Genomic DNA, 12,956 nt, shown 5'->3' with positions numbered 1-12,956 from the left:
TTCTCGACAGGCTCAGGGTAAAACAATCGCCCATGAAAAAGGTGGCCGGCCGGGTCAGCGGCGGGCCACCTGTGGGCTTCAGCTATTAATGCCCGTAGACGTCAAAGGCGAAGTATTTGTCCTGCACTTTCTTGTAGGTGCCATTGGCGCGGATTTCAGCGATGGCAGCGTTGAATTTCTCGGCAAGCTCTTTGTCACCCTTGCGCACCGCAATGCCGGCGCCGCCGCCGAAGTACTTGGCGTCTTCATAGGTAGGCCCGACGAAGGCAAAACCTTTGCCGGCGTCGGTTTTCAGGAAACCTTCGTCGAGGTTGACCGAGTCAGCCAGCATCGCGTCGAGGCGACCGGCAACCATGTCCAGGTTGGCCTCCTGCTGAGAGGTGTAGCGCACCAGGTTGATCCCCGCCGGCACCAGCACTTCGGTCGCGAAGCGGTCATGGGTACTGGCGCGCAGTACACCGACTTTCTTGCCCTTGAGCTCGGTCAGCGGGTCCTTGACGTCGGTGCCTTGCTTCATCACGAAACGCGCCGGGGTGTGGTAGTACTTGATGGTGAAGTCGACGTTTTTCTTGCGGTCGTCCGTGATCGTCATGGACGACAGGACCGCGTCGATTTTCTTGACCTTCAGCGCCGGGATCAGGCCGTCGAACTCCTGCTCGACCCAGACACACTTGACCTTCATCTGCTCGCACAGCGCGTCGCCGATATCCACATCGAAGCCGGCCAGCTTGCCGTCAGGGGTTTTCATCGAAAAGGGTGGATACCCGGCCTCGATCCCGAGACGGATCGGCTTGGCGTCTTCGGCCACGGCTGAGAAGGATAATACGGACAGTGCCAGGGCACCGAACATGACAAGCTTCTTCATTTTTGCTCCTGAGTGCGCAGGTTTTTTTGATCGTTATTGGCAGATTCGGAAACAGCGTTCGGTCTGGGAAACCGAAGTGGGCGGGAGTCTAGAGGGGCACTCGGGAGGGGAATTACGTAGAGGCGACAAATAGTTATAGAAATACCCAGGCTTGGCTGAGGATCATGAATTTACGAAAAGCCTGACAGAGGCAAACGCTGGTGGCGAGGTTCTGCACCGCTCAGGACTGCTACGCAGCCCAGCGGGAGCAAGCTGCCTCGCCACAACGTGAACAAGCCGCCGGAAAAATTTCAGCAATCGCAGCTGACGATCTTCTCCGCCACGCGCTCTACGGAACCGGTCAGGCGAAAGCCCTCGTCGAGCCAGCCCATGACGCCGCCAATCATTTCCTTGACCGGATACCCGAGGGTCGCCAGGCGGACCGCAGCCTTGTTGGCGCCGTTGCAGTGTGGCCCGGCGCAATAGACCACGAACAGAGTCGTCTCGGGATAGGCCGCCAGTGCGTGCGCCGTGAGCGTGCGGGTTGGAAGATTGATCGCCCCCGGCACATGCCCGCGCTCGTAGGCCAGCGGACCGCGTACATCCACCAGTACAAAATCGACATCGCCCGTTTCCTGGCTGGCATGGACATCGGAACAGTCGGTTTCGAACATCAGGCGCCGGCTGAAGTGTTGCAAGGCCAGGTCGGATGAGGCGGCAGGCACTTCGCTAACGGGGCTGGTCATGATTTTTACTCCTGGAACAAAAGGGCTCGAAGAGACTTTATCGACCTGGCGCTTACCGCTACAGTGGCGGATACGACACTCTGTGGGAATTTTCCGCCAAATGCATCCTACACCCGGCCTCGTCGCGATCCTTGCCTACGACGGCCTGTGCACGTTCGAGTTCGGCGTCGCCGTCGAGATATTCGGACTGGCACGGCCCGAGTTCGATTTCCCGTGGTATGAGCACCGCATCGTCGCCGTCGACGAAGGCCCGATGCGCGCCATGGGCGGCTTCCAGGTGCTGGCCGATGGCGGCATGGAACTGCTCGACAGCGCTCGTACGATTGTCGTGCCGGGCTGGCGCATTCGCAGCGGTCCGCCCTCCGATGCCCTGCTCCAGGCCCTGCGGCGAGCCCATGAACGCGGCGCCCGTTTGTTGTCGATCTGTTCAGGAGCGTTCGTGCTTGCCGCCACGGGATTGCTCGACGGCCTGGGCGCCACGACTCATTGGCGCTACACCGACGAGCTCGCCGAGCGCTACCCCGCCATCGATGTGGATCCCGACGTGCTTTATGTCGATTCAGGCCAAGTGATCACGTCGGCTGGCAGCGCGGCAGGCATCGATGCGTGCCTGCACCTGGTTGCGCGGGATTTCGGAGCCCAGGTCGCCAACACCGTGGCACGCCGGCTGGTCATGCCGACGCAACGCACCGGCGGCCAGGCGCAATTCATTCCGTCGCCGGTCAGTCGCACACCGCGCAGCGACTTGTCCGGCGTCATGCAATGGGCCCGGGAACGTCTCCACGAGCCGCTGGGTGTGCGCGAGCTGGCAAGCCACGCCGCCATGAGCGAACGAACCTTCCTGCGCCGCTTCACCCAGGCCTCTGGCCTTTCACCCAAGGCCTGGCTGCAACATGAACGCCTGGCTCGGGCGCGGGAACTGCTGGAGAGCACGAGCGACAACACCGACATCATTGCCCAACTCTGCGGCTACCGCTCGGTGGAAAGTTTCCGCGTGGCATTTCGTAGCGTGGTGGGGGTTGCGCCGTCGGTCTACCGAGAGCGGTTTGGGCGGGGATGAACCCAGCATGAGCTTCGCCCAGGTTTGCTCGCGACGCTCAGCGTCTGCGCAACAAGTACGTGTCCATGATCCAGCCATTGGCCTGCCGCGCCGCCTGGCGAGTGCGTTCGATGTCATCGGCCACGTCCCCCAGCCGGCCGGCGACCAGGATTTCGTCCGCCGTCCCTACATAGGCGCCCCAGTAGATGTGCAGGTCCGGATCGCGTACCTGACGATACGCGTCCTGCGCATCGAGCATCACCACCACGCTCTCCGCGTCGCCGACCTGCCCCGCCGCCAACCGCCGGCCAGTGGTGATCTCCAGCGAACCGCCAATGGTATTCAATGACACTTTATGTCGCGCCGCGAGGGCCTGGACGCTGGTGATGCCAGGGATCACTTCGAACTCGAAAGCGCAGCGTCCTGAATCAAGGATCGCCTGGAGGATACGCAAGGTGCTGTCGTACAACGACGGGTCGCCCCACACCAGGAAACCGCCGCATTGTCCGTCTGATAACTGCTCTTCGATCAGCCCTTCGAAAATGGCCTGCTTCGCCCGATTCAGCTCCGTGACAGTGCCCGCGTAGTCCGAATCGCCGCGCTCACGCTCAGGACTGCTGGCTTCGACGAAACGGTAGGAATGGTCGGCGATATAGCGTCGACAGATCTCGCGGCGCAAGTCCAGCAACCCGTCCTTGGCAGGCCCCTTGTCCATCAGGAAAAACACATCCACTTGGTTCAAGGCCTTCACCGCCTGCATCGTCAACTGGTCCGGATCACCTGCACCGATGCCGATCACCAAGAGTTTTTTCATGGTCGTGACTCCAAGGCTCGCAAGCGCCAAACCCCGTTGAATCGCAGGTCAACGACGCCAAGGGGTTCGATATCGATCCGGTTGAACATGGCCGGTTGGCAGCCCAGCACGTTCATCATGGCGGCGCGGATCACGAACGGATGGGTAACGGCCAACCAACGACCCGGGGTCTTTTCCAGGGACGCCAGCCAGTCACCGACGCGCCGACACAATTGACTGACGGATTCACCGCCGTGGGGCGCGGCGTCCGGATCATCGCGCCACGCCTGGAGGTGCTGCGGTTCGGTCGCGAGCAACTCGTCGATCGACGCCCCCCGCCACCGTCCGAAATCACAATCGGCCAATGCCGGGGTCACCACGGGTGAGTCACCCAACAAGGCCGCCGTCTGGCGCGTCCTCAGTTCCGGCCCGCAGAGCAGATGCCGGGCATGGTGGTATTGGCGACCGATCTCGGGGCGCTTCGCCAGCCAACCGGCATCCAGCGGTTCGTCCAGGCCCAAGCGAGCGCTTTTCTGAGCGGCGGTGCGGGCGTGGCACATCAAGGTCAGGCGGGTCGCTTGCACGGGGAATTCTCGGGCGGTTGGAGGGGATCAGTGACAGGGCAATGGCGCACTTTGTTGTACAGCACCTTATATGAACTCCAATAACGTTGGACAAAAAGGCGTTATGTCCGACACCGGCAGAAGCATTACCTGACATACAAAGGCACCTCAACCAAAGCCTTGCCCTACAAGGCTTACACATAAGTTCAGACTTTTTAAACGGAACGTAAAAACCTCTGGACACGTAGCACCCGCTACCCAAATACTATTTTCGAAATGATGAAAAAAACCCAACACCCATCCAGGCAAGGAGCACGGATGCCTCTCTCCAGAGACCAGACCAGCGATCCATGCCTGGTTTTGCCGCCATCGGAAAGCCAGGCCATAGATGCCCTGCGCAGTCGGGCATTGTTCGAAGCGGCGTCCAGCCCGCTGGTTGAAGCCTGTCCAGCCTTGAAGGCCCGGGAGCCGGCCTTGACCCAGGCGTCGCCATCTGCCGAGCCTTGTGAGCACTATGCGCGAACCCATTGAATGCGCCGAATCAGGTCTGTACACCAAGCCTGCTTTCAGATTGCTGCGGGAAGAGTCGGACCATCCGCTGCTGCTGGTCTGTGAACACGCCAGCCGATTCATCCCAGGCGCGCTCAATGACCTGGGTCTGGATGAGACGGCGGCCCAGGAACATATCGCCTGGGACATCGGTGCCCTGGCCTTGGCCGAGCGGCTGTCCGAAACCCTTGGCGCGACCCTGCTGTCGGCCAACTACTCGCGACTGTTGATCGACCTGAACCGCCCATTGCACGTCCCCGACAGCATCCCGGCGCAAAGCGAGATCTACCAGATCCCCGGCAACCACTCGCTGGACGACGCCACGCGCGAATACCGCCAGCAGTGCCTGTTCCACCCTTTTCATGACCAACTGCGAACCCTGATCGACCGCCGCCTGGCTGACAACCGGGTCGTGCGGGTAGTGGGCATCCATAGTTTCACCCCGGTGTTCTACGGCCAGCCGCGCGCACTCGAGGCCGGCGTCCTGTTTGGCGAAGCCAGGGAATATGCCCAGCACATCGTCGAAGGGCTGGCCCGGCACTCGCTGCGGGTCGCCGGCAACCAGCCCTACAAGGTCAGCCCCTTGAGCGACATGACGGTTCCGGTACATGGCGACGGCCGCGGCCTGGATTCGGTGCTGATCGAAGTGCGCAACGACCAACTGCGCAGCCTCGAGTCGTTAAGGACCTGGAGCGCATACCTCGCTCCCCTGCTATAAACACGACGGTGTAGAGTTTTCAGCTGCAAAGCAACAACGCGTGGACAACGACAGTGATCGTCAAGCCCGGTGCCTATCAGCGGGTTCTTTGGAACAGGAGTGCAATCCATGCTGGCTTTACGTCCAGTTCAATTGACCGATTTGCCGCAACTGCAACAGCTGGCCCGCGATAGCCTGGTAGGCGTCACTTCGCTTCCCGACGACGTCGATCACCTGCGGGAAAAAATTCTCGCCTCGTGCGCCTCCTTCGAGGCCGAAGTGCACGCCCCGGGCGGGGAGAATTATTTTTTTGTTTTGCAGGAGCTGGAATCAGGTCGCCTCGTGGGCTGTTCGGAAATTGTCGCCACCACGGGTTGCGGCGAACCATTCTACAGCCTGCGCAACCGGCCGTTTTCCAGCGAATCCCGCGAGCTGAACATCCAGCACGGCGTACCCGCGCTGTCGCTCTGCCAGGACCTCAACGGTCAGACGCTGCTGCGCGGTTTCCACATCGACGCTGCACGGGTACGCACGCCGGAGTCGGAGTTGCTTTCCCGGGCGCGGCTGATGTTCATCGGCGCCCACCCGCGGCGCTTTGCCGACTCGGTGATCACTGAGATCGTCGGTTTCAGCAGCGAGGATGGCCAGTCGCCCTTCTGGGACGCCGTCGGACAGCATTTTTTCGACCTGCCCTACACCGAGGCCGAACGTCTGTGCGGCTTGCGCAGCCGAACCTTCCTCGCAGAGCTGATGCCTCAATACCCGATCTATGTCCCGATGTTGCCCCCGGCGGCCCAGGCCTGCATTGGCCGGGTCCACCCGGACGGCCAGGAAGCCTTCGACATCCTCGAGCGCGAGGGTTTCGAAACCAACAACTACGTGGATATCTTCGACGGTGGCCCCACGCTGCACGCCCGGGTCGCGAACATCCGCTCGATCACCCAGAGTCACTTGGCTATCGCGCGCCAGAGCCGACACATCGATGCCACGGGTCGCTACCTGGTCAGCAACGATCGCCTGGGCCATTACCGAGCCATTGTCGCCGACCTGGAAGTCAACGGCGAAAGCCCTGTCCCATTGCAGCCCGATATGTTGCATGCGTTGGGCATTGCAGAGGGTGACCGGATCCGGGTGGTCCGCCTATGAGACGCCTTCGAGCCCGTCTATGGCAGCATCGCGCCCGGCATGATCAAGGAGCGACACCATGATTGTCCGCCCGGTCGCCCTGACCGACCTGCCTGCGTTGATGGACCTGGCGCGCTGCGCCGGCCCGGGGTTTACCAGCCTGCCGGCCAATGAAGAACGCCTGGCGCACCGAGTGCGCTGGGCCCAACGGACCTTCGCCGGGCAGGTGGAACGTGCCGATGCCGACTACCTGTTCGTGCTGGAGGACGACGACCGGCACGTGGTGGGTATCAGCGCGCTGACCGGTGCGGTGGGGGTGCGCGAGCCCTGGTACAACTACCGCGTGGGTGTGACCGTCAGCTCGGCGCCTGAATTGGGCATCCAGCGACAGATCCCGACGCTGTTCCTCAACAACGAAATGACCGGTCAATCGGAAATCTGCTCGCTGTTCCTTCATCCCCATCAGCGCCGTGGCCATAACGGGCGTTTGCTGTCCCTGGCGCGCCTGCTGTTCGTGGCCGAGTTTTCCCAGCTGTTTGGCGAAAAGCTGATTGCAGAATTGCGCGGTCGCGCGGACGACCAGGGCTGCTCGCCTTTCTGGGATAGCCTGGGACGACACTTCTTCAACAAGGACTTCAGCTACGCCGACCAGTTGGCTGGCATGGGCAACAAGGCCTTCATCGCCGAGCTGATGCCACGCCAACCGTTGTACACCTGCCTACTCACCGAGCAGGCCCAGGCAGCGATAGGCAAAGCGCATCCGGACACCGAACCCGCCTTGAAAATCCTCGGTGCCGAAGGCTTCGCCCACAAGGGATACGTGGACATCTTTGACGGCGGGCCGGTCATCGAGGCACCTGTCTCGAAGATCCGCAGCGTACGCGACAGCCAGCCACTGACCTTGACGATCGGCACGCCGGACGGGCAGGCGCCGGTGTGGCTGATCCACAACCGGCGCCTGGAAAGCTGCCGCGTCACCAGCGCCCGGGCCCACCTGCATGGTCAAAGCCTGCTCGTTGACCGCGCCACAGCCCAACGTCTGCAAGTGCAACCGGGCGACACGGTACGCGCCGTGACGTTGCTCAGGCCGCGGGAACAGGCCGAGGCGGCATAAATCCGCCGCCCTGTCCCGGCACTTTCCATTTACTCCTCGCGCAACGTGAGGATGTAACACTAAACAATAACAACCCTCTTTAACCAGAAAGCAACTCGATATTTCCCCGGCAATACTTGTCGACAATTAGCAAGTTGCCTCCCACCCTGTCCAACTCCATACTTTCCAACACCGACCCACTGCAACGAAAACGATCATGATCAAAAATCTAATTACCGAGATAGTTTCGCCAACGGACATTGCGGAAACAATTAAATCATTGGACATGACCTCAGAAACAAGACAACTGGTTTCTCAACTTACCGCCGCACCCGACTTTGCCAGGGAGCAATTCCGGCGGGCAACAATCATGAACGCCACCAACCCGCATACGGGAACCGTGATACTGCACCAGACGAATATAGGCAATATAAGTGTTAAATCACCTACATTCGACTCAACTTCATCGCCACTGTACTCAGTGCCCGGCCACAGCATTCTGTTCGCGCTTGACCGACCCTTCCAGGTCCAGCGATACACTTTGATGGAACAGCGTATCGAAAAGGCCGATAGAGTAGTTATTGACGAAAGAAACCCGCTGATCATCGACGGCCGTCATACATTATTCGACTACATCCAAACCGATCCCAAGCCAGCCAGACTTACAGGGCGAATCAATCTGCCAAACAGAGCGGCCGATATCAGCGTATTCGATCGTGTCACATTGAAAAAGATAGCGTGGTTGCCCCACGATGAAAGTGCCTCTCGTTATCTGGTCAGCCTGGAGCTGCTCGACACAATCCAAGACCTCGATGGCGTCAAGGTCGCGGAGGAGTTGGTCTACCACTATCATCCCGCTGTGGTTTGGAAAGCCTTCCAGATACTCTACCGAGCGGACCGGCCCAAGGCGCTGGCATACGCTCCATTGCTGAAAAAACACAAAAGTGCGCGCCTGGACAGCTTGCTTCGTCCACTGGAGAAGGCCGCATGAAACTCGACACTTTCCTGGAGCGCATAAACACTTACGATCTGCAGCGTGACAAAGCCGATGTCATTGAAGACATGCGCCAGCTGGCGACGAATCGTTCTTTATTGAGTCACCATCTGCATGACGTAATACAGAAAGATGGTTTCGCCATCCGCAACAATATCTACAATGCCTATGCCTTTGTACTGCACAGCAACGATGAGTTTACCCTGCGCCTGGGATTCTGGGCACCCGTGGAAACACATGACGAGAGCAAGACTTTCATCTACAACCTGAACCATAATCATGACTTCGACATGTATGCGGTGGGCTATAGCGGAGATGGTTATACAACGGTTGTCCGCGAAATACTTGATGAACTTCCCTTACAAATGGGCAAGGTGCCCAGATTAGGTAAGGAACGAAGCGTAAAACTGGCGCCAGGCGAAGTTTTATACATGCCTGCATTTCGAGAGATCCACAAACAGATCGCGCCTCGGTCAATGTCTGCATCGTTGAGTCTGCTCATTCATCCTGAACTCTCGATCAGACCGGACGAAGCCTGGTGTTTCGATGAAAACTATAAGCCGTTTTACCCCGGCGTAGCTGCGCAAGAGACAGCGTTATTCAAAGACACGCTGTCGTTGCTCAACCCCGGGCAGTCATTGGCTGCCCTATAACCAAAAGAGGAAAAAACATGGATAAGCTGATGAACAACTGGGACCAAGCGCCTTTGCTGCGAGCCGGTACGGATGCGGTGGATACCGCTGTCCAATTGACGAACGAGAACGAAGTCTTCTGCACTATTCCCTTCTCGACCCGCTTCAACGTTGGAAACATTCACGAGATCAAGAAGATGTGGGGGGAAACGACCCTGTCCTGACATCGTTTAAGCTGTAGGCACTCGCCAGGCTACAGGCCTTCCGGTCTGTGGCCTTTTTTGGTGCACTGCAAAGCATGGCCCATGCACATTCGTCATCATCTTTGTGCCTGCCGCATGATAGCCTTTGGTTTTTCGGCGTTGACACTTTTGCTCAAGCCCTTCCATTCCATTGGTGGAACTTATATGTCCAGGCTTTCCCATCAAGATTTGCGTCGCAACTTCCGCCAATTGCTGGCTTCCGACACGTGCTACCACACTGCGTCCGTGTTCGACCCGATGTCAGCGCGCATAGCCGCAGACCTGGGATTCGAAGTGGGGATCCTCGGCGGCTCGGTCGCTTCATTGCAAGTGTTGGCCGCGCCGGATTTTGCCTTGATAACCCTCAGTGAATTTGCCGAACAGGCTACCCGCATCGGTCGCGTGGCCCAGCTGCCGGTGATCGCCGACGCTGACCACGGCTACGGCAACGCGCTGAACGTGATGCGCACGATCATCGAGCTCGAACGCGCCGGCATTGCCGCGCTGACGATCGAAGACACCCTGCTGCCTGCCCAGTTCGGCCGCAAGTCCACGGACCTCATCAGCGTGGCCGAAGGCGTCGGCAAGATCCGCGCCGCCCTGGAGGCCCGCGTCGATTCGGAGATGGCCATCATCGCCCGGACCAACGCGGGAATACTGCCTGTTCAGGAAATCATCAGCCGCACCCAACAATACGAACGTGCCGGCGCCGATGGGATCTGCATGGTCGGGGTACAGGACTTCGAGCATCTGGAAAAGATCAGCGAGAACCTGAACGTGCCGCTGATGCTGGTCACTTACGGCAACCCGCTGCTGCGTGACGACAAACGCCTGGCCGAGCTGGGTGTACGGATCACCATTGATGGCCACGGCGCCTATTTCGCCGCGATCAAGGCCACTTATGACAGCCTGCGGGAACAGCGCCAGATCTTTACCCAGGCCTCGGACCTGAGCGCCACCGAACTGACCCACACCTACACCCAGCCCGAGGAGTACATCCGTTGGGCCGAGGAATACATGAGCGTCAAGGAATAAGCTCATTCACCGTCCAGGAGACGGCCGTCGCGAGCAAGCTCGCTTCCAAGGTGCTTGCGGTGAACGCCAATGCTGCGTTCATCCAACAAACTCAGTGGGAGCGAGCCTGTTCGCGATTACGTGTCAGTGTGAAGAAGCTTCAATGCCCGCTGCGCAACATCTCCTTGGGCACATACTTGCCGATCTCGAACTTGCCGATGGCGGCGCGGTGGACTTCATCCGGGCCGTCGGCCAGGCGCAACGTTCGCTGCATGGCATACATGTAGGCCAGCGGAAAGTCGTTGGAGACCCCAGCCCCGCCATGAATCTGGATCGCCCGGTCGATGACCTTCAGCGCCACGTTCGGCGCAACGACCTTGATCTGGGCGATTTCGCTCTTGGCCACTTTGTTGCCGACCGTGTCCATCATATAGGCCGCCTTCAACGTCAGCAGGCGAGCCATGTCGATCTCCATCCGCGAATCGGCGATCTTGTCGATGTTGCCACCCAGGCGCGCCAGTGGCTTGCCGAAGGCGGTGCGACTGATGGCCCGCTGACACATCAATTCCAATGCGCGCTCCGCCATGCCGATGGAGCGCATGCAGTGATGAATCCGGCCCGGGCCGAGGCGGCCCTGGGCAATTTCGAAACCGCGGCCCTCGCCTAGCAGGACGTTTTCGTATGGTACCCGCACGTTGTCGAACAGCACTTCGGCGTGGCCATGGGGCGCGTCGTCGTAACCGAACACCGGTAGTGGCCGGACGATCTTGACCCCGGGCGTGTCCACCGGCACCAGGATCATCGAATGCTGGGCGTGACGAGGTGCATCGGGATTGCTCAGGCCCATGAAGATCAGGATCTTGCAGCGCGGGTCGCAGGCGCCAGAGGTCCACCACTTTTTACCGTTGATGACCCACTGGTCTCCATCGCGCTCGGCACGGGCGGCCATGTTGGTGGCATCCGACGAAGCGACGTCCGGTTCAGTCATGGCGAAGGCCGAGCGAATCTCTCCCCGCAGCAACGGTTCCAGCCAGCGCTGCTTTTGTTCTTCATTGGCGTAACGCACCAGCACTTCCATGTTGCCGGTGTCCGGCGCCGAGCAGTTGAACGGCTCCGGCCCCAGCAGCGAGCGCCCCATGATCTCCGCCAGCGGCGCATATTCAAGGTTGGTCAAGCCTGCGCCCAGTTCGGATTCCGGCAGGAACAGATTCCACAGCCCTTCGGCCCGGGCCTTGGCCTTCAGCTCCTCCATGATCGCGGTGGGTTGCCAACGGTCACCTTCGGCCACTTGTCGTTCGAATACCGCTTCGGCCGGGTAGACATGCGCATCCATGAACGCCGTAACGCGTTCACGCAGCTCCTGAACCTTGGGGGAATAGGCAAAATCCATGGGCAGCACCTTCTTGGCAGAGGTTGTTTTTAGGTCATGGAATCGATGCTAGTTGAGCTACGAAAATTTACCTAACCTATTCTCGGCGTGTATTAACATTCATCACCGATATATGGTTCACTGATTTGCATTGCCACCCGGCACCTCATACAAGCCCAAGAATAAGAGTGCAGCGCCATGAATCTGAGCAAGGTCGACCTCAACCTTTTCATTGTCTTCGATGCGATCTACACCGAAGCCAACCTGACCCGTGCCGGGCAGATCGTCGGCATCACTCAGCCGGCCGTGTCCAATGCCCTGGCGCGTTTGCGCGAGACCTTCAATGATCCGCTGTTCGTGCGCACCGCCCAGGGCATGGTGCCTACACCGATGGCCCAGAATATTATCGGGCCGGTGCGCAACGCCCTGTCGCTGCTGCGGGTATCGGTACAGGAAAGTCGGATCTTCAACCCACTGCAAGCCGTCAAGACCTACCGCATCAGCATGACCGACCTCACCGAGGGCGTGATCCTGCCGCCACTGTTCCAGCGCCTGCGTCGCCTGGCGCCGACCGTGGCTATCGAGAGTTTCCTGTCCAAGCGCCGGGAAACCACCAAGGAGCTGGCCGCCGGACGCCTGGACTTCGCGGTGGACGCCCCGCTCAACACCGACCCACAAGTACGCCACGTCAAGCTGATGGAGGACCGTTACGTCTGCGCCATGCGCAAGGGCCATCCGCTGGCGAACAAGGAAAAACTCAGCCTCGACGATTACCTGGCCCAGACCCACGTGCATATTTCCAGTCGCCGCAACGGCCTGGGTTACGTGGACCTGGCCCTCGGCAAAATGGGCATACAGCGCAAGATTGCCCTGCGTTCGCAGCATTATCTGATGGCGTCCCAGGTGCTCCAGCAGACCGATATGGTCATGACTGTTCCGGAGCGCTTCACACGCCGCCATGACCTGCATGCGGTCCACGTGCCCGTCAACGATGTGCCGCCAGTGGAAACCCATCTCTACTGGCACGAAAGCACCGACCAGGACCCGGCCAATCGTTGGATGCGCGAGCAGATCATCGAACTGTGCCAACAGGTGACGGCCCATGAGAAGAAGCTCGATAAGGTTTAGCCTGTCCAATGTGGGAGCGAGCCTGCTCGCGATAGCGTCGGATCAGTCACTATTCATATTGGCTGGACTACCGCTTTCGCGAGCAGGCTCGCTCCCACAGGTTTCGTCGACAGCTCATTGCTTGACGT

The 12,956-nt window shown here is 59.7% G+C and carries 15 protein-coding genes; 10 read left to right on the top strand and 5 right to left on the bottom strand.

The window, feature by feature from the left end:
• Nucleotides 1–85: 85 nt before the first annotated feature.
• Entirely contained in the window at nucleotides 86–865 is a 780-nt protein-coding gene (locus DOCECA_RS06260) for an ABC transporter substrate-binding protein (RefSeq protein ID WP_420764583.1), read from the bottom strand.
• A gap of 290 nt (nucleotides 866–1,155) precedes the next feature.
• Nucleotides 1,156–1,590 carry a rhodanese-like domain-containing protein gene (locus DOCECA_RS06255; protein ID WP_420764584.1) on the bottom strand — a complete coding sequence of 145 codons (435 nt, stop codon included), beginning with the start codon at nucleotides 1,588–1,590 and terminating at the stop codon, nucleotides 1,156–1,158.
• A gap of 100 nt (nucleotides 1,591–1,690) precedes the next feature.
• Between DOCECA_RS06255 and ftrA the strand changes: the two genes are divergently transcribed.
• Complete coding sequence (gene ftrA, locus DOCECA_RS06250; protein ID WP_434563395.1) at nucleotides 1,691–2,650, top strand: transcriptional regulator FtrA; 960 nt, start codon at nucleotides 1,691–1,693, stop codon at nucleotides 2,648–2,650.
• 37 nt (nucleotides 2,651–2,687) lie between these two features.
• On the opposite strand, the gene cobF is transcribed toward ftrA, so the two are convergent.
• Both cobF and DOCECA_RS06240 read right to left on the bottom strand, forming a co-directional pair.
• Entirely contained in the window at nucleotides 2,688–3,443 is a 756-nt protein-coding gene (gene cobF, locus DOCECA_RS06245) for a precorrin-6A synthase (deacetylating) (RefSeq protein WP_445571608.1), read from the bottom strand.
• Nucleotides 3,440–4,006 carry a histidine phosphatase family protein gene (locus tag DOCECA_RS06240; RefSeq protein WP_445571607.1) on the bottom strand — a complete coding sequence of 189 codons (567 nt, stop codon included), beginning with the start codon at nucleotides 4,004–4,006 and terminating at the stop codon, nucleotides 3,440–3,442. The genes cobF and DOCECA_RS06240 overlap by 4 nt, the downstream gene beginning before the upstream one ends.
• A gap of 297 nt (nucleotides 4,007–4,303) precedes the next feature.
• Here DOCECA_RS06240 and DOCECA_RS06235 point away from each other — a divergent pair, with 297 nt between their 5' ends.
• The 8 genes from DOCECA_RS06235 to DOCECA_RS06200 all read left to right on the top strand — a co-directional run bounded on the left by DOCECA_RS06235 (nucleotide 4,304) and on the right by DOCECA_RS06200 (nucleotide 10,352).
• Nucleotides 4,304–4,516, top strand: a complete 213-nt coding sequence (locus DOCECA_RS06235) for a hypothetical protein (RefSeq protein ID WP_434675045.1) — start codon at nucleotides 4,304–4,306, stop codon at nucleotides 4,514–4,516.
• Nucleotides 4,500–5,252, top strand: a complete 753-nt coding sequence (locus DOCECA_RS06230) for an N-formylglutamate amidohydrolase (RefSeq protein WP_434610710.1) — start codon at nucleotides 4,500–4,502, stop codon at nucleotides 5,250–5,252. Before DOCECA_RS06235 ends, DOCECA_RS06230 begins: the two co-directional genes overlap by 17 nt.
• A 108-nt stretch (nucleotides 5,253–5,360) precedes the next feature.
• Complete coding sequence (locus tag DOCECA_RS06225; RefSeq protein ID WP_445571606.1) at nucleotides 5,361–6,377, top strand: arginine N-succinyltransferase; 1,017 nt, start codon at nucleotides 5,361–5,363, stop codon at nucleotides 6,375–6,377.
• Nucleotides 6,378–6,435: 58 nt separating this feature from the next.
• Nucleotides 6,436–7,470 carry an arginine N-succinyltransferase gene (gene astA / locus DOCECA_RS06220; RefSeq protein WP_434563385.1) on the top strand — a complete coding sequence of 345 codons (1,035 nt, stop codon included), beginning with the start codon at nucleotides 6,436–6,438 and terminating at the stop codon, nucleotides 7,468–7,470.
• A 196-nt stretch (nucleotides 7,471–7,666) separates the two neighbouring features.
• The gene (locus tag DOCECA_RS06215; protein WP_445571605.1) at nucleotides 7,667–8,440 is read left to right on the top strand and encodes a hypothetical protein; all 774 of its coding nucleotides are present in this window, start codon (nucleotides 7,667–7,669) and stop codon (nucleotides 8,438–8,440) included.
• Nucleotides 8,437–9,096, top strand: coding sequence for a transposase (locus tag DOCECA_RS06210; RefSeq protein WP_445571604.1), 660 nt, complete (start codon nucleotides 8,437–8,439; stop codon nucleotides 9,094–9,096). The genes DOCECA_RS06215 and DOCECA_RS06210 overlap by 4 nt, the downstream gene beginning before the upstream one ends.
• A gap of 17 nt (nucleotides 9,097–9,113) precedes the next feature.
• Complete coding sequence (locus tag DOCECA_RS06205; protein ID WP_445571603.1) at nucleotides 9,114–9,299, top strand: hypothetical protein; 186 nt, start codon at nucleotides 9,114–9,116, stop codon at nucleotides 9,297–9,299.
• Nucleotides 9,300–9,482: 183 nt separating this feature from the next.
• The gene (locus DOCECA_RS06200) at nucleotides 9,483–10,352 is read left to right on the top strand and encodes an isocitrate lyase/PEP mutase family protein (RefSeq protein WP_420764595.1); all 870 of its coding nucleotides are present in this window, start codon (nucleotides 9,483–9,485) and stop codon (nucleotides 10,350–10,352) included.
• Between the two features lie 139 nt (nucleotides 10,353–10,491).
• Here DOCECA_RS06200 and DOCECA_RS06195 read toward each other — a convergent pair whose 3' ends face one another.
• Complete coding sequence (locus DOCECA_RS06195; RefSeq protein ID WP_420764596.1) at nucleotides 10,492–11,721, bottom strand: acyl-CoA dehydrogenase; 1,230 nt, start codon at nucleotides 11,719–11,721, stop codon at nucleotides 10,492–10,494.
• 177 nt (nucleotides 11,722–11,898) lie between these two features.
• On the opposite strand from DOCECA_RS06195, the gene DOCECA_RS06190 reads away from it, so the two are divergent.
• Nucleotides 11,899–12,828: a LysR family transcriptional regulator gene (locus tag DOCECA_RS06190; RefSeq protein WP_420764597.1), complete on the top strand. Its 930-nt coding sequence runs from the start codon at nucleotides 11,899–11,901 to the stop codon at nucleotides 12,826–12,828.
• Nucleotides 12,829–12,956: the final 128 nt, after the last annotated feature.

Source organism: Pseudomonas sp. E102, from assembly GCF_052660185.1.
The sequence above is the reverse complement of the archived record's forward strand: the minus strand, read 5'-3'. Positions and strand labels throughout refer to the sequence as shown.